Origin of the sequence: Streptomyces sp. TRM68416 (assembly GCF_014596915.1) — a bacterium.
GTDB lineage: Bacteria > Actinomycetota > Actinomycetes > Streptomycetales > Streptomycetaceae > Streptomyces.
Map to the genome: position 1 here is coordinate 403,848 of NZ_JACVWU010000003.1, position 16,732 is coordinate 420,579.

Below are 16,732 nucleotides of genomic sequence, written 5' to 3' on the forward strand. Positions count from 1 at the left end.
CACGGGATCCGGTCGGGGAGGTCAGGCCCGGGGCAGCCCCCGGGCCTGGCCGCCACTGCTCAGCGGGTCTCCGAGAACACGAACGAGAACTCCGCCGGCTCGGCCCGCAGGAAGTACTGGGGCAGCGGGCCGGGGCCGCAGGACTGGGAGCCGATGCCGTGCTGGGCGTGGTCGAGGTTGACCCACACGGTGCCGCCGGGGGTGAGGTCGGTCAGGTGCCGGGCGGCGTCCAACTGCTCGCTCGTCCAGCGGCGGGCGCTGAACCAGAACTCCGGGTCGCCCTCGATGCGCAGGCCGCCGAGTTCCACCCAACGGACGTCGGCACGCGCGCCGTTCTCCTGCGGGAAGACGTACGGGGTCTGGAGTTCGTCGACGGAGGCGTGCCAACGGCCCAGCGCCGAGGCCGACTTCGTGTCCGGGTAGCCCTCGCCCGGACCGCCGCCGAACCACTTCACGGCGTCCGCGTCCGCGAGACCGAGCCGGATGCCCAGGCGGGGCAGCGGCACCGTCCAGTCGCCCTCCGGCGTCACCGACACGGTCAGCTTCAGCCGGGTCCCGTCGGAGGTCCAGCGGTAGACCGTGCTCAGGCCGATCTCCCAGGCGGCGGGTGCCACCCGGGTGCGGACGATCAACGCGTCGTCGGTCAACTCAACGCCGTCCAAACGGTGTTGCATGCGGTGCAGGCCGAGCTTGCGCCACAGCGCCCCGTAGCGGGTGTCGGACTGCCACTCCGCGCCCTCGTCGTTGTCGGTGGGCGCCCGCCACACGTCCAGGCGGGGAGCCGTCACCTCGACGCCGCCGACCGTCCTCAGCGCGCCGGTGCGCACGTCGAAGGAGGCCGGGCCGAGGTAGATCAGCCGCTCGCTCGCGGTCGGGCGGTCGCTCGCCGCCACGGACGGCTCCACCCGCCCGGACAAGGGAAGTTGGGCCCACGCCACCTCGTGGTCCTTCGCCGCCCACGCGGTGTCGGCGGCCAGCAGCGCGCGTACGGTCCACTGCGCCTCGCCGTCCCTGCCGTGCGCGGGCGGCTCGGGCAGCTTCACGTCGGCCGCCTCGCCCGGCGCCAGCGCGGGCACGGTCAGCGCACCCGCCTCGACCGTCTCGCCGTCCACCTGGTACGACCATTCGAAGGCGAGCGCCGACAGATCGGCGAAGTCGTAACCGTTGACCACGCGTACGGTGCCGTCGGTGCCGTCGCCCTCGATGCGGACCGGCTCGATCACCTTCTTGTACTCGATCAGGCCGGGGGAGGGGCGCCGGTCCGGGAAGACCAGCCCGTCGCAGACGAAGTTGCCGTCGTGCAGTTCCTCGCCGAAGTCGCCGCCGTAGGCGAAGCCCAGCTCGGGGTGGCGGATGCCGTGGTCGATCCACTCCCAGACGAAGCCGCCCTGGAGCCGGTCGTACTTCTCGAACAGCTCCTGGTAGTCGGCGAGTCCGCCGGGGCCGTTGCCCATCGCGTGCGCGTACTCGCACTGGATGAAGGGCAGTTCACGGCGCTTGTGGGTGCCGCCGTCGAGTCCACGCCCGATCTTCTCGACCTCGTCGTGGAAGGCGTACATCCGCGAGTACACGTCCGTGTCCCGGCAGTTCCAGTCGCCCTCGTAGTGCACGAGCCGCTCGGGGTCCCGGCCGCGGATCCACTCGGCCATGGCCGTCAGACCGCGCCCGGTGCCGGCCTCGTTGCCCAGGGACCAGAAGACGACCGACGGGTGGTTCTTGTCGCGCTCCACCATCCGGGCGGCGCGGTCCAGCAGCGCCGGGGTCCAGCGGTCGTCGTCGACGGGGTTGTCCCGCCAGTCCTGCTCGGTGAAGCCGTGGGTCTCCAGGTCGCACTCGTCGATCACCCACAGGCCGTACTCGTCGCACAGGTCGAGGAAGGCGGGGTGCGGCGGATAGTGCGAGGTGCGGACGGCGTTGATGTTGTGCCGCTTCATCAGCAGCACGTCCGCACGCATGGTCTCCAGGTCCAGGGCACGGCCCTTGTCCGGGTGCCACTCGTGCCGGTTGACGCCCTTGAACAGCACCGGCTTGCCGTTGACCTTGATCAGGCCGTCCTCCAGGACGACCGTACGGAAGCCGATCCGCAGCGGCACGCGCTCACCCTCGGTCGCCAGCACGCCGTCGTACAGGTGCGGTGTCTCCGCCGTCCACGCCCGCACGGGCACCGTCGCCGACTCGCCGGTCGCGATGTCGATGCCGAGGTCCGGGACGGTGACGCGGCCGTCGGCCCCGGAGTCGACGCGCAGGGTGCCCTCGCCGGTGACATGGTCGTAGGAGGCGTGCACGAAGAAGTCGAGGGCGCAGCCCGCCGGGCGGTGCAGCAGGGTGACGTCACGGAAGATGCCGGGCAGCCACCACTGGTCCTGGTCCTCCAGGTAGGAACCGGCGGACCACTGGTGGACGCGGACGGCGAGGACGTTCCCGGTGGGCCTGAGCAGGTGCCCGACCGCGAACTCGTGCGGCAGCCGGGAGCCCTTGAACTCCCCGATGTCCGTGCCGTTCAGCCAGACGCGGGCGCAGGACTCGACACCGTCGAAGCGGATCGTGGCGCCGCCGTCCGCGGGCCAGGCCGCCGGCAGGTCGAAGACCCGCAGGTGGTCGCCGGTCGGGTTCTCCGTCGGCACGTGCGGCGGGTCCACCGGGAAGGGGTACAGGTGGTTGGTGTAGATGGGGGAGCCGTGCCCCTGGAGCACCCAGTGGCCCGGGACGGTGACCTCGGCCCAGTCACCGGCGTCGTACCCCTCGGCGGCGAACGCCTCGTCCTCCGCGTCCGCCGTCGCCGACAGCCGGAACCGCCAACTTCCGTTCAGTGAGAGTGACTTCGCGTCGGAGGTGGCGTACCAGGCGCGGGGCGGCAGGGCCCCTCTGCCCGGGGAGACGTCCTCGACGTAGCCGGGGGAGGTGGAGGTGGTGCGGAGGGACATCGGTCTCCATGTCTCGTTGAGGAGGGCTTCAGCCCTTGATGCCGGTCTGTGCGATCCCCTGCACCAGCCAGCGCTGGAGGAAGAGGAACACGAACACCAGGGGCAGGATGGAAATGGCGGTGGCCATGAAGATCTGGTGGAACACGACGGTCTGGGCGGTCATGTAGTTGGAGAGCGCGACCTGGACGGTCCATGCCTCCGGGTCCTGGCCGATGACCAGCGGCCACAGGAAGGAGTTCCAGCCGTTGATGAAGGTGATGGTCGCGATCGCGGCGAAGAAGTTCAGCGAGTTCGGCACGACGACGCGCCAGTACGCGCCCCAGTAGCCGAGCCCGTCCACACGTGCCGCCTCCTCCAGTTCCTTGGGGAATCCAAGGAAGTACTGCCGGAAGAGGAAGCAGGTGAAACCACTGAACAGGCCCGGGATGATGAGACCCCGGTAGCTGTCCACCCAGCCGAGCGACGAGACCAGCACGAAGCTGGGGACGAAGGTGACGGCGGTCGGGACCATCAGGGTGCCCAGCACGGCGTAGAAGATCTTGTTGGCGTGCTTGTACGGGATGCGGGCCAGGGCGTAGCCCGCGAGGGAGCACACCAGCAGGACGCCGACGGTGTGCAGGACGGCGACGACCGCCGAGTTCCACATCGACCGCGCGAAGGGGACCGACGTGTCGTTCCAGACGTCGCCGAAGTTGCCCCACTGCAGGTTCGTGGGGAAGAGCTTCCAGTTCTCCCCGGTGATCTCGGCGTCGGTGGACAGGGCGTTGCGCAGGATCAGATAGAACGGGATCAGGAAGAGGACGGCGGCGACGCCGGTGGCGATGTAGAGGCCGGTGCTGCTCATCACGCCGTGGCCGCTGCGGCGCTTGGTCTTGGCCATCTCGGGCGCTGTGGTGGTCACTTGGACTCGTCCCCCCTTCCGAAGCCCATGATCTTGCCCTGGAACAGGGTCACGACGCAGATCAGGACGGTCAGGATGACGGCGCCCGCGCTGCCGGCGCCGTAGTCCTGGTTCTCGCCCAGGGCGGTGTAGTAGAGCTCGACCAGGGGCGGACGGCCCCACGTGGTCTTCGACAGCAGGTTGTAGAACTCGTCGAAGGCCTGGTAGGCGGCGATGAGCAGGAGCAGGATCACCGCGGTCGACGTCGCCCGCAGCTGGGGGAGCGTGATGTGCCGGAAGGTCTGCCAGCCCGGCTTGGCGCCGTCGATGGAGGCCGCCTCGTACAGCTCGCCCGGGATGTTCTGCAGGGCCGCGAGGAAGAGGATCATGTAGAAGCCGGACTGCAGCCAGAGTCGGGCCGTGACGATGACCAGCCAGTACCAGGGCGGGTCGGGGTTGACCAGCCAGGCGATGTTGTCGACGCCGAACCAGCCGAGCACCGTGTTCGCGAGGCCGAAGCGCACCCCGTTGAAGATGGACATCTTCCAGATCAGCGCCGCCGCGACGTAGGAGCACGCGGTCGGCAGGAAGAACACCGAGCGGAAGAACGCCCGCATGAACCTGAGCCGGTTCACCAGCAGGGCGAGGCCGAGCGACAGCGCCCAGGTGGTGGGCACGATGAACGCGGCGAAGACGGTGAAGGTGCCCAGCGAGCCGACGAAGTCCTCGTTCGTCAGCATGTAGCTGTAGTTGTCGAAGCCGATGAACTTGTCCGGCGTGACGGTGAAGCGGGCCTCGAAGAAGCTGAGCCAGATGCTCCAGCCGATCGGCACGTAGATGAAGATCAGCAGGCCGATGAGGAACGGGCCGCAGAAGAGCCAGAAGTTGAAGGTGGCGCTGCCCCGCAGCCCCCGCCGCGGCTTGGCCGGGGAGGCCTTCGCCGGGGCGGGGTTCACGAGGTCGGGCTTGGTGGTCGTCGACATGTCCCTGCCTGTCCGCCGGCCTATCCGAAGAGCTTCTTGAGCTCGCGGTTGATCGCCTTGTCGGCCTTGTCGAGGGAGGCCTCGGGGTCACCGCCCTTGCGGACGGAGTTGGCGAAGACGTCCTCCAGGGAGGTGCGCATGGCCTGGGTCCAGCCGATGTTGTCGAAGTGCCCGAACTCGTTGAAGAGCTTGACGCCCTCGGCCGCGTTGCCCGTCTTGAGCTTGTCGGCGGACTCGGCGAGGGAGGTGCGCGGCGGGATGTGGAAGCCGTAGGAGGTGGCCCAGTCCTCCTGGTACTCCTTCTGGTCGATCCACAGCCACTTCACGTACTCCTTGGCCGCGTCGACGTTGTCGCCCTTGGCGTTGACGAACATCGACCAGCCGCCGTTGTAGACCGACTTCTTGCCGGAGTCGACGGTCTTGGGGAAGGGGAAGATGCCCCAGTCGTCGCCGAGCGCCTCCTGGACGGCCGGCATCGCCCACATGCCGCACCACTGGATGGCGCACAGCCCCTGGTTGAAGGAGGAGGGGTCCCAGGACTCGGTGGGGGCGCCGAGGAGGAGGTCGCCGCTGGTGAACAGCGTGCGCATCTTCTTGATGCCCTCGACGACGCCGTCCGTGTGGTAGGCGATCTGGTTCTTCTCGTCGAGGTGCTGGGCGCCCGCCGACCAGATCAGCGGGTCGACGGCGTTGTGCAGGTCGTTGCCGAGATAGAGGCCCTTGACCTTGTTGGTGGTGAGCTTGGCGGCGATCTCCATCAGCTCGTCGAGGGTCTCGGGCACCTTGACGCCGGCCTCGTCGAACATCGACTTGCGGTAGTAGAAGAACTGCGGGTCGTCGATCATGCGGACGCCGTATATCTTCCCGTCCACCGTGTGCGACTTGATGTCGGCCGGGTTGAAGTCGTCCTTGACCGGCTCGACGATGTCCGTCAGGTCCGCCACCTGGCCGCTGGTGACCAGCTGGATCTGCGGGTGGAACTCGAAGACGTCGGGCGCGTTCTTGGTGAGCAGCGTCGCGAAGAGCTTGTTCTCGAAGTCCGCTGCGGTGATCCACTGCGTGGTCACGTCGGCCTTGTCGTAGGCCGCTGCGTACTTCTTGATGGCCTGCTCGGTGCCCTGCTCGCCGTACGCGTGGAAGTACTGGGTCAGGTTGACACCCGAACCGGACCCGCCGCTGCGGCCGTTGTTGCCGCCGCACGCCGCCAGGGTGCCGGCCGCGGCCATGCCCGCGGCCGCCCGGAACAGTGAACGGCGGGACCAGTTGGTGTTGCTCGATGCCGACATGCTGACGTCCTTGTCTCTCGTGCGGCTTGCGGCTCCACGGCTCGCGCCAGGTGGCTCAATTCAGGTTGCGGTGCGGGACGTTAACCTTCGGCTAAGGCTTCGGCAAGGGGTTGAACGAAGTCTGTTCGAAGCGTTGCGTGGCGTTCGGAATACCGGACGTGACGGGGTGCGGGCCGCCGCACCAGCGGCCCGCACCCCCTCTCAGACGTGGCGCGTCACTGCCGGAACCACGCCTGGTTGGCCCCGCCGTTGCAGGTCCACAGACCCACCCTGCTGCCGTCGGCGGTGGCCTGCCCGCCCACGTCCAGGCACTGCCCGGAGGCCTTGCTCACGATCTGCCCGTTGGCGTTCAGCAGCCAGCGCTGAGCGGCGGCACCGGTGAACTCGGGGGAGGTGGCCAGCCCCGAACTCCCGGCCGTCAGGTAGCCGTTCGGGCCCTTGAGGGCGCCCTTCGCGTCGTAGGACCACCGCTGCGGCTCCTCGCCGGTGCAGGTCCTGATCGTCACGTCGGCCGCGAGGCACTTGCCGGACTGCTTGCCCTGCCAGGCGCCGGTGACGGCCGAGGTGCCGTGGCCCTTCTGGTCCAGGACGTAGGTCGTGATCGAGCGGGCCGGCAGCGAGGCCGACATCGTGCCACCGCGCACGGACGGCTTCGCCACCCGCGCCCAGTCCTCGGTCGCCGACGTCCGCACGGCCTTCGAAGCGCGCACCGGGGTACGGCTGTTGAAGTGCAGGTCGAGCGAAGTGCTGGTGGCGTTGTGGTTGTTGACCACCACCACCCACTTGCCCTTCCGGTCGTAGGCACTGACCTCGACGCCGTCCGGGACGCCGGTCACGTTGTGCATCACCGAGCCCGGCTTGACGAACTTGCTGTACTGGCCGAGCGCGTAGTACCGCTTGGTGAAGTACAGCTTCTGGTTGCCGTTGGTGGCGTAGTCCGGGTCGTAGTAGATCAGGCCGTCGTTCCAGCCCTCGTCGTTGCGCGCGTACGGGTCGGTGCCGATCATCTCGGACAGGGCCACCCACCAGTGGAACGCAGAGTCGTGGGCCGTCGCGAAGTCCTTGTACACGATCCGCGAGAGGTTCAGACCGCCGTCGATGGTCGGGTCGTACTCCTGCGCCCAGCCCGTGCCGCCCTTGCCGAAGCAGCAGATCTCCGTCGACCAGGACTCGATGCCGACCTTCTTGGCGGTCTCGTAGATCTTCGCCCGGTTGGCGTCGGAGGGGTCGTCATAGGTGTGGTGGGCGAGCTTGTCGACGTACTGGGCGGTGCCCGGCTGCGTAATCCACTGCGGCAGCTCGTCGTTGAACTTCACCGCGCTGGTGGACTCGTCGGCGATGATGCCGGTCCGCTGCCCGCGCGCCTTCTGCTCGGCGCCCAGCGCCCGCACGATGTCGTCGCGCTGCGACACGTCGACGAGCATGCCCTCCTGACCGCAGGAGTCGAAGCTGTTCGTCGGCTCGTTGAACGGGCTGATGTAGTCGAGCTTCATGCCCCGCGCGGCGAGGTGGTCGGTGACGTCCGCGATGTACTTCGCGAAGTCCCGCTCGTTCTCCGCCTTCAGATGGCCGCCGCAGCTCTTGCCGTTCGTCTTCCACTCGGCGGGCGCGCTGTTGACGAAGCCGACCAGGTCCTCGACGCCGTACCTGGCCGCGTACTTGAGGAAGGTGCGGCCGGCGTTGTCCCGGCTCCAGTCGTACGTCCCGTCGTCGGCGAGGAAGTCCTCGGGCGCGCGCGGGGCGTAGGTCACGCCCGTGCCGCCACCGCCGATGTTGTAACGGTAGTTGCTGAGGTCCAGGCCGTCCGAGGAGAACAGCAGCCGGGCGACCCGGGCCTGCACCTTGGGGTCGAAGTTCGCCAGGTCGTTGACCCACCAGGCGCCGGAGGCACCGATGTTGTCGATGGTCTGGGCGGCGTGCGGGGAGACCTCCGCCGCCCTGGGGGGAGCGGCCGAAGCGGTGGGAGCGGATATGAGAGGACCGGCGACAGCGAGCGCGGCTGCGGCTGCCAGAAGAACCGGTCGTCTCGGGTGGGGGCTCGGGTGAGGGTGAGTCACGTGCATCCCTTCCGTCGTCATGAAGGTGGTGCGGTACGGCTCCTTGCGGGGGTGGTGCGTTTCTTCGCCTGCCTCTGCCCGACCGACTGCAGTGCCCCTTCCAGCGCGAACGTCGCCGCGCCCAGGCACACCGGGTCCGTGGGGATCGGGGAGAGGACGATCTCGGTGGCGGCCATCGGCCGGGGCAGCGCGTGCCGGGCGACGGTCTCGCGCACCTCCGCGACCAGGGGCTCGCCGAGGGCGGCCGCGACCCAGCTGCTGAGCACGACCACCTCGGGGTTGAACAGGTTGACCAGGTCCGCGATGCCGGTGCCCAGGTAGCGGACGGTGTCGCGGACCACCTTGAGCGCCAGCGGGTCCTGCGCGCGCACCCCCCGGGCCAGGGCGGCGATCGTCGCCGTCTGGTCCTCCGGGTGCAGCAACGTGCTGTCGGGGCTCAGCTCCCGCAGGGTGAGCATGATCCCGGACGCGCCGACGTACGCCTCCACGCAGCCGTGCTTGCCGCAGCGGCAGAGCCTGCCGTCCAGGACGATCGTGGTGTGGCCCCACTCGCCGGCGCTGTTGCTGACACCGCGGTGCAGCCCGCCGCCGAGGACGAGCCCGGCGCCCACCCCGGTCCCGAGGTTGACCACCACGGCGTCCCCGCGCCCGCGCGCTGCGCCGAACCAGAGCTCGGCCACCGCGGAGGCGCGCAGCGGGTTGTCCAGGTAGAGCGGGTAGGCGATGTGCTCGGTGAGCAGGTCCAGCAGCGGCACGTCGTGCCAGTCCCAGTTGGGCGCGTACTCCGAGACGCCGGTGGCCCGGTCCACCTGCCCCGGCACGCTCACCCCGACACCGAGCACCCGGGCGCCCTCGACCCCGGCCTGCGCGACCACCGATCCCACGGCGGCGGCGACGTGGCCGACCACCTGCCCGGGGAGGCTCTCGCCGGGGCGGACGTCCTCCTCGGCGCGGGCGAGGACGTTCAGCCCGAGGTCGAACAGCTCGACATGGACGTACGTCTCCGCGATGTCGACGCCGATCAACGCGCCCCCCGACGCGTTGACGGCGACGAGTCCGCGGGGCCGGCCGCCCGCCGAGTCCTCGAAGCCCACCTCCGTGATCATGTGGAGGTCCAGCAGTTCGCCGACGAGCGTGGCGACCGTGGCCAGGCTCAGCCCGGTGGCGGCCGCCAGCTCCTGCCGGGAGGTGGGCGACGCGGCGATGATCTGGCGCAGCACCTCGTAGCGGTTCGCGGTACGGATGTCACGTGATGTGCGCTTCACCGGGTCGCCCCCGTCCCTTCGGCTCGGGCCGGAGCGGCATCGGCACCGGCGCGGCGCAAGGCTATGGGCTGCGGGGACTTTCGACAAGGGGTTAGGAAAGGGGCTTTATAAAGTCGGTCCCGGGGATTCGGAACCAGCCTTCCAGGGCGTCGGGATCAGCCTTCCAGCACGTTCCGCACGAAGGCGTTGGCGAACTTGCCCCCCGGATCCAGCGCCCGCGCCAGCTCCCGGAAGTCGTCCAGCCGCGGGTACCGCCCGCGCAGCACGGCCGCCGGCACCGTGAACACCTTCCCCCAGTGCGGCCGCGCGTCCAGCCCTTCCAGCGCCTCCTCCACCCGCCGCACCACCGGCAGCACCGCCGCCGTGTCCTCGACCCAGGTGAAGTGCAGCGCCACCGTCTCCCGCCCGTACGACGGGCTCAGCCACTGCTCGTCGGCGGCCACCGTACGCACCTCGCAGGTCTGGAGCACCGGCGCCAGGGTCGTACGGACCGCGTCCAGGGCGTGCAGCGCGTCGAGGGCGTACGGCCGGGGCAGCAGGTACTCCGACTGGAGCTCGGCGCCGCTGCTCGGGGTGAACTCCGCCCGGAAGTGCGGCAGCCGCTCGTGCCAGGGGCCCGGCACGCCGAACTGCTCGGTGCAGTTGACCGCGGGCATGCCCGGCACCGGATGCATCTTCTCGGTCGCGGGCGCCGCCCAGGGGAAGTCCGCGAGCGGCTGGTCGGTGCGCCGCTTGAGCCACACCTGCCGGAACCCCGGCGCACGCCAGTCCGTGAACAGGCTCACGCTGTACGCCGCCCGCGCCACGGTCTCGAACTCCAGCCGCTCCAGCGGGAGTTCGGTGAAGACGTGCTGCTCGACCTCGAACGCCGGCTCCAGGTCCAGGGTGAGTGCGGTGACCACCCCGAGGGCGCCGAGCGAGGTCACCGCCCCGCCGAACCGGGCGTCCGCCCGCCCGATCCGCAACGTCGAGCCGTCCGCCGTGACCAGCTCCACCTCGCGCACCGGCGCGGCCAGCGAGCCGTTGGACACCCCCGAGCCGTGCGTGCCGGTCGCCACCGACCCGGCCACCGAGATGTGCGGCAGGGACGCCATGTTCGGCAGCGCGAGGCCGTGCGCGTGCACCACCCGGGCCAGCTCCGCGTACCGCACGCCGCCGCCGACCCGTACCGTCCGGGCTGTCGTGTCCACGTCGATCACGGCCGGCAGTCCGGCCAGCGACAGCAGGACGCCCTCCGCGCCCGGCTCGGCGATCTCGTTGAACGAGTGTCCGCTGCCCAGCACCCGCACCCGCGTGCCGGCGGCCACCAGCGCCCCGAGCGCGTCGAGCGAGTGCGGGCGGTGGAGCTCCTTGGCGGCGTAGGTGATGTTGCCCGCCCAGTTGGTGACCGTGTCCGTCATCCGTCGTCCCTCCCGAGAGTGCTTCCGGGGAGACCTTCTCATCCGCGCCGCGCGCCACGAGGGGACCCGGTACCGGGCACGGGCAGGCGGGGGCATACCGTGAGGAGTCGAACGCCTGAGCCGGGAGGAGACACGGGATGGGCAGCCGTACCGCGCTGGTCGAGGATCTGATGGAGCGCTTTCCGCACGTACCGCGGGAGGCCGTCTTCAAGGAGGACCTGCTCCGCGGCGGTGTCGCCTTCGACCCGTCCGCGCTGAGCGACAACGAGTCCGGCGAGGTCAAGCCGAAGTCGTACTTCATCTTCTCCTTCGATCACGGCACCCTGCCCGAGCTGGGCGAGGCCGCGCTGCGCCGGCCGCCGGAGGAGATCATCCTCACCGGCGGGCCGTACGACCTGCGCCGGACCGTGGTGTCCGTCCGCGTGAACCCGGCCTCGCCCTACCGCGTGGCCGCGGACGAGGACGGCATGCTCGGCCTCTACCTGGACGGCAGGCGGATCTCCGACGTCGGCGTCCCGCCGATGCCCGAGTACTACCGGCACACCCTCGCCAACGGGAAGTCCGTCATGGAGGTCGCCCCGACCATCCAGTGGGGCTACCTGATCTACCTCACCGTCTTCCGGGTCTGCCAGTACTTCGGCGCCAAGGAGGAGTGCCAGTACTGCGACATCAACCACAACTGGCGCCAGCACAAGGCGGCCGGGCGGCCGTACACGGGCGTCAAGGACGTGGAGGAGGTGCTGGAGGCGCTGGAGATCATCGACCGGTACGACACCGCCAAGGCCTCCACCGCCTACACGCTCACCGGCGGCGCGATCACCAAGACGGTCTCCGGCCGCGACGAGGCCGACTTCTACGGCCACTACGCCAAGGCCATCGAGGAGCGCTTCCCGGGGCGCTGGATCGGCAAGGTCGTCGCCCAGGCGCTGCCGCGCGACGACGTGCAGCGGTTCAAGGACTACGGCGTGCAGATCTACCACCCCAACTACGAGGTGTGGGACGAGTACCTGTTCAAGATGTACTGCCCGGGCAAGGAGCGCTACGTCGGCCGCGACGTGTGGCACAAGCGCATCCTCGACTCCGCCGAGGTCTTCGGCGCCCGCAACGTGATCCCCAACTTCGTGGCGGGCGTGGAGATGGCCGAGCCCTTCGGCTTCAAGACGGTCGACGAGGCGATCGCCTCCACCACCGAGGGCCTGCGCTTCTTCATGTCGCACGGCATCACGCCCCGCTTCACCACCTGGTGCCCCGAGCCGACGACCCCGCTCGGCAAGGCCAACCCGCAGGGTGCGCCGCTGGAGTACCACATCCGCCTGCTGGAGGCCTACCGCGCCACCATGGACGAGTTCGGTCTGTCCTCGCCGCCCGGATACGGTGAGCCCGGTCCCGGCCGTGCCGTCTTCTCCGTGAGCTCCTTCATGGACAGCCTGCCCGCGGAGGAACCCACCTCCGTGTGACGGAAGATGAGCAGGAGGCCGCCGGGATCCGTACTCCAGGGCGGAGTCGAGGGTCCCGTCGGTCGCCGTAACATCTGAACAGTGCGCTTGTCAGTTGTGTCGAAGACGTGAAAAGCTCGTGTTCTGCCGCGAGGTTCCCCCCAACTCCGTTGCCAATATGGTGAGTTGACCTCGCTCGTGGATGCAGGAGACCCATGCCCGACCTGCCGACCCCCCAGGACGACACCGAGGCCGCGCTGTTCTCCGAGTGCTGGGACGCCGTGCTCTCGTACGCCGACCTGTGCACGGCCGGTTCCACCGCGGCCACCGAGCTGGCCCGGCAGGCGTTCGCGACCGGCATGCGCGACCTGCGCGCCGCCGACGGACACGACCTTCGGAGCGCCGGCCGCCGCGCACCCCGCCTGCCCCGAATCCCCCTGCTGCTCAGCGCCGTTCGCACCACCGCGGCCGACTGGGAGACGGAGGGCAAGGGCCATATGCTCGACCCCGAACTGCGCCTGTGGCTCCACTCCGACAAGGCCGCCCGCTACACGGCCCCGCCCACCGGCCGCCCTCTCGCCCTACGGGCCCTGCGCGACATGCAGCAGCCCGACGCCGAACTGCTCTGGCTCGCCGAGGTCGAGGCGCTGCCGCTGTCCGTCGTGGCCCGCCGGCTCGGCCTCGACCCGGCCGGCGTCTCCGACGAACTCGCCCAGGTGCGCGTCCTGTTCCGGGACCGCTGCCGACGCAGCCACCTCGACGCGCCGAAGGACCCGCAGTGCCGCGGCTACGTCCGCCTCCTCGACGCCGTCACCCGCTCACCCGTCGCCGAGACCCCGGACGACCTCTCCCACCACCTGGCCCGCTGCGCCGACTGCGCCGAGGCCGCCGCCTGCCTGCGGCTGCACGGCGTCGGCCTGCCCGCCGCGCTCGCCGGCGGGGTGATCGGCTGGGGCGGCCTCGCCTACCTGGAGCGCCGCCGCCGCGCCGCCGAGGTCCGCCTCGGCGCCGGCCGGCCCGACGCGCCGGAACCGGACGGCAGAGAACGCGACCCCGCCGCGCACAAGAACCGCGTCCTGCGCAACGGCCTCCTCGTCGCCGCCGTCCTCGTCTCCCTGCTCGCGCTCGCCGTGTCGCTGATGCCCTTCGGCAGCACGGACGACGGCGCCGCACCGGGCGGCGACCCCGGTGACCGCCAGCCGGTCGCCGACCCCGGCTCGGCTCTGCCGTCCGCCACCGCGCGCCCGCCCTCGCACACCCCACGGTCCTCCGCGAGCGCGAGCGACGCGAAGAACACAGCCGACCACGAGGACCCCGACAAGGACCCCGACCACAAGGACCCCGACCCCGACCCCGAACCCCAGGGCACCCACACCAGCACCGCCGCCGACCCCGAAACGAGCGCACCCGCCACCTGCCGGGTCCGCTACGACCTGGTCAACCAGTGGCCCGACGGCTTCCAGGTCACCGTCACCGTCACCACCGAGCGGCCCCTGGACACCTGGCGCGTCGCCTGGTCCTTCCCCGACGGCCAGAAGATCGGCCAGATGTGGGACGCGAACTTCACCCAGAAAGGCTCCCGCGTCACCGCCACCGCCGCCGACTACAACCGCACCGTCCCCGCCGACGGCACCTTCGCCTTCGGCTTCCTCGCCACCTGGCAGGGCAAGAACGCCCCGGCCCACGGCTTCGCACTGAACGGGCGCCCCTGCACCACCGCCTGACCGGCGGGGCCCGGCCCTCCGCGCACGTGGGCCGGAACCAGGGGCCGCCATCGGATCGCACGACAGTGCAACCCTCCGGGCGGGTCGTGAGTCTCCTTGTCGATCACGCTGTGATCGGAGCTACGAGGAGAACATCATCAACGCCATACGCAAGACCCTGACCGCCACGGCCGTCGCCGGTGCCGTCCTCGCGGGTTCCGCCGCCTGCGGAACGGCGGAGCAGTTGTCCGCCGGCAAGAAGCTCGACCGAGCCTTCGAGAAGCTCGGTGAGAAGAACACGCTCTCCTTCGAGCTCGCTCTGGACACCGACGCCGCGTCCCTGAAGGCGCTGGACGCCGAATCCGACCCCGCACCCGGTGAGGAGATCCCGGACGAGGTCGCCGAGCTGCTCAGCGGCGCGAAGATCGCGGTGACCGTGCAGTCGAAGAAGCCGCTCAGCGAGTCCGGTGAGAAGGACCTCCTCGGCTCGGCCATGAAGGTCACCACATCGGACGGCGACCTCGTCGAGTACCGGCTGATCGGCGACTACGCCTACGCCCGTGTCGACATGGACGCCATGGGCAAGGCGATGGGCGGCCCCCTGCCGGACGCCGACGACCTGCCCCCGGAGGCCGGGGCGCTGAAGGACGTCCTCGAGGGCAAGTGGGTGAAGTTCGACACCAAGGAGATGCAGAAGAACGCGGAGAGCAAGGGCGCCAAGGGCGGCCCCGCGTCGTCCCTCGACGCCAAGACGCAGAAGAAGCTCACCGCGTCCCTCCGCAAGGTCATCGCCCGTGAGGTGGAGTTCAAGACGGCCGACGGCAAGGACGGCACCGAGCACGTCACCGCCACGGCCCCCTTCCGCACGCTGATCACGGAGCTCCTCGGCGAGATCCGGCCCCTGATGAAGGACCTCCCGCCGGGCATGGACCTGCCCACGGACAAGGACCTGAAGGACGCCCCCAACGCCAAGGTGACGGCGGACTTCACGATCAAGAACGGCGAGCTGGCCCAGGTCGACCTCGACCTCGCCAAGCTGGCCGAGAACGCCAAGGTGAAGAAGCTCGGCCTGACCCTGCGCCTGAGCGAGGGCACCAAGCCCACCGCCCCGGCCGGTGCCAAGACCATCGACCTCGTCGAGCTCATGAGCGGCTTCTTCGGCGGACCGGCGTACGACTCCGAGGTCGACATCACTGACCTCCCCGAAGAGGACTACCCGGAGTCCGACTTCTGATCATCCCGAGCCCCCTGACAGGCGCCCGCCTGTCAGGGGCGCCGTAATTCGGTGGTGCCGCGGTCCGGCAGCTCGTAAGGTCGGGGCTGTTGGAGCGGTGACCGGTGGTTGCCGCTGGTGACTTGGGTTTGATTCAGGAGGTGTGACCGATGGCTGTCGTTGAGATGGGCGCTGCCCGCATCCGGAAGTTCGTTCAGTCCACCTCCGTGGCCTCCGGCTGACCTCACTCCTCTCCCGCGCCCGTGAGCGCGGTGCCGGGGCCACCCTTGTGAAGGGTCACCCCTTGTCTTTCCCCTCTTCCTCTTCCTCTTCTTCCTCCTCCTCTTCGTCTTCTTCTTCGCTTTCGTCGTCCTCTCTTGCCGCCTACGGCTGGGACGAGGGCTGGGAAGCCGAGTTCGCTCCCTACGCCGAGCAGGGGCTTCTGCCCGGCCGTGTCGTGCGGGTCGACCGTGGGCTGTGCGATGTGATCACGTCGGACGGCGTCGTGCGGGCGGACACCGAGTTCGTCGTGCCGCGTGACCCGATGAAGGTCGTGTGCACCGGGGACTGGGTCGCCGTCGATCCCGAAGGCGGGGACCCGCGGTACGTACGGGCGTATCTGCCGCGGCGGACCGCGTTCGTGCGGTCCACGTCCTCCAAGCGGTCCGAGGGACAGATCCTCGCGGCCAACGTCGACCACGCCGTCGTCGCCGTGTCGCTGGCCGTCGAGCTCGAACTCGCCCGCGTCGAACGGTTCCTGGCGCTGGCCTGGGAGTCCGGGGCGCAGCCCCTGGTGGTGCTCACCAAGGCCGACCTGGTGCCGGACGCGGCGACGCTCGCGCACCTGGTGCAGGACGTCGAGACGACGGCGCCGGGCGTGCCCGTGCTGACCGTCAGCGCCCACCTCGACGAAGGGCTCGATGCGCTCGCCGCGATCGTCTCCGGTGGTACGGCCGTGCTGCTCGGGCAGTCCGGCGCGGGCAAGTCCACGCTCGCCAACGCGCTGCTCGGCGACGACATCATGGACGTACAGGCCACACGCGACATGGACGGCAAGGGGCGGCACACCACGACCACCCGGAACCTGCTCGCGCTGCCCGGCGGGGGAGTGCTGATCGACACCCCCGGACTGCGCGGTGTGGGCCTCTGGGACGCGGGGAGCGGGGTGGGGCAGGTCTTCTCCGAGATCGAGGACCTCGCCCGCGACTGCCGCTTCCACGACTGCGCCCACGACTCCGAGCCCGGCTGCGCGGTACGGGAGGCCGTCGAGTCGGGCGAGCTGCCGCACCGACGGCTGGAGAGCTACCGCAAGCTCGTCCGCGAGAACCAGTGGATCGTCGCCAAGACCGACGCCCGCGTCCGGGCCGAGATCAAGCGGGACTGGAAGCGGAAGGGGGCGCAGGGCCGGGCGGCGATGGAGGCCAAGCGGAACGGCTGGCGGTGAGCGCTCCGCCGGAAGTGCCGCGACGGCGTGCGGTTCACCCGCGGCGCCGTCGCGGCCGGTCGCGCAGTTCCCCGCGCCCCTTCGGGGCGCAGGGCCCTGTCCGAATCCCGCCAGCGGCAGTCCCTCGCGTCACCGAGACTT

Annotated in this window: 11 protein-coding genes; 4 read left to right on the plus strand and 7 right to left on the minus strand. The window is 70.1% G+C overall.

Annotated elements, in window-relative coordinates; genetic code table 11:
- Positions 1–59: 59 nt before the first annotated feature.
- From ICC28_RS07220 to ICC28_RS07250, 7 genes are all read right to left on the minus strand, one after another.
- On the minus strand, positions 60–2,924 hold the full coding sequence (locus ICC28_RS07220) for a glycoside hydrolase family 2 TIM barrel-domain containing protein (RefSeq protein ID WP_188287578.1): 2,865 nt from the start codon (positions 2,922–2,924) through the stop codon (positions 60–62).
- A gap of 28 nt (positions 2,925–2,952) precedes the next feature.
- The gene (locus ICC28_RS07225; RefSeq protein ID WP_188287579.1) at positions 2,953–3,825 is read right to left on the minus strand and encodes a carbohydrate ABC transporter permease; all 873 of its coding nucleotides are present in this window, start codon (positions 3,823–3,825) and stop codon (positions 2,953–2,955) included.
- Positions 3,822–4,787: a carbohydrate ABC transporter permease gene (locus ICC28_RS07230; protein WP_188287580.1), complete on the minus strand. Its 966-nt coding sequence runs from the start codon at positions 4,785–4,787 to the stop codon at positions 3,822–3,824. The genes ICC28_RS07225 and ICC28_RS07230 overlap by 4 nt, the downstream gene beginning before the upstream one ends.
- A gap of 20 nt (positions 4,788–4,807) precedes the next feature.
- Complete coding sequence (locus ICC28_RS07235; RefSeq protein WP_188287581.1) at positions 4,808–6,073, minus strand: ABC transporter substrate-binding protein; 1,266 nt, start codon at positions 6,071–6,073, stop codon at positions 4,808–4,810.
- Positions 6,074–6,288: 215 nt separating this feature from the next.
- Positions 6,289–8,136, minus strand: a complete 1,848-nt coding sequence (locus tag ICC28_RS07240) for a glycoside hydrolase (RefSeq protein WP_188287582.1) — start codon at positions 8,134–8,136, stop codon at positions 6,289–6,291.
- Between the two features lie 11 nt (positions 8,137–8,147).
- Positions 8,148–9,395 (minus strand): ROK family transcriptional regulator, encoded by a 1,248-nt coding sequence (locus ICC28_RS07245; protein ID WP_188287583.1) that lies wholly within the window; start codon positions 9,393–9,395, stop codon positions 8,148–8,150.
- 155 nt (positions 9,396–9,550) lie between these two features.
- Positions 9,551–10,795 (minus strand): FAD-binding protein, encoded by a 1,245-nt coding sequence (locus ICC28_RS07250; protein WP_188287584.1) that lies wholly within the window; start codon positions 10,793–10,795, stop codon positions 9,551–9,553.
- Between the two features lie 137 nt (positions 10,796–10,932).
- On the opposite strand from ICC28_RS07250, the gene ICC28_RS07255 reads away from it, so the two are divergent.
- From ICC28_RS07255 to rsgA, 4 genes are all read left to right on the plus strand, one after another.
- Positions 10,933–12,252 (plus strand): radical SAM protein, encoded by a 1,320-nt coding sequence (locus ICC28_RS07255; RefSeq protein WP_188287585.1) that lies wholly within the window; start codon positions 10,933–10,935, stop codon positions 12,250–12,252.
- A 194-nt stretch (positions 12,253–12,446) separates the two neighbouring features.
- Complete coding sequence (locus tag ICC28_RS07260) at positions 12,447–13,955, plus strand: cellulose-binding domain-containing protein (protein WP_188287586.1); 1,509 nt, start codon at positions 12,447–12,449, stop codon at positions 13,953–13,955.
- Positions 13,956–14,178: 223 nt separating this feature from the next.
- Positions 14,179–15,168: a hypothetical protein gene (locus ICC28_RS07265; RefSeq protein ID WP_223188455.1), complete on the plus strand. Its 990-nt coding sequence runs from the start codon at positions 14,179–14,181 to the stop codon at positions 15,166–15,168.
- A 283-nt stretch (positions 15,169–15,451) separates the two neighbouring features.
- Positions 15,452–16,591 (plus strand): ribosome small subunit-dependent GTPase A, encoded by a 1,140-nt coding sequence (rsgA, locus tag ICC28_RS07270; protein WP_188287587.1) that lies wholly within the window; start codon positions 15,452–15,454, stop codon positions 16,589–16,591.
- The last annotated feature ends 141 nt before the right edge of the window (positions 16,592–16,732 follow it).

Coding starts and splice junctions, on each gene's coding strand:
- ICC28_RS07220 (WP_188287578.1), bottom strand. CDS start 2,924: ATGTCCCTCCGCACCACCTCCACCTCCCCCGGCTACGTCGAGGACGTC.
- ICC28_RS07230 (WP_188287580.1), bottom strand. CDS start 4,787: ATGTCGACGACCACCAAGCCCGACCTCGTGAACCCCGCCCCGGCGAAG.
- ICC28_RS07235 (WP_188287581.1), bottom strand. CDS start 6,073: ATGTCGGCATCGAGCAACACCAACTGGTCCCGCCGTTCACTGTTCCGG.
- ICC28_RS07240 (WP_188287582.1), bottom strand. CDS start 8,136: ATGCACGTGACTCACCCTCACCCGAGCCCCCACCCGAGACGACCGGTT.
- ICC28_RS07250 (WP_188287584.1), bottom strand. CDS start 10,795: ATGACGGACACGGTCACCAACTGGGCGGGCAACATCACCTACGCCGCC.
- ICC28_RS07255 (WP_188287585.1), top strand. CDS start 10,933: ATGGGCAGCCGTACCGCGCTGGTCGAGGATCTGATGGAGCGCTTTCCG.
- ICC28_RS07260 (WP_188287586.1), top strand. CDS start 12,447: ATGCCCGACCTGCCGACCCCCCAGGACGACACCGAGGCCGCGCTGTTC.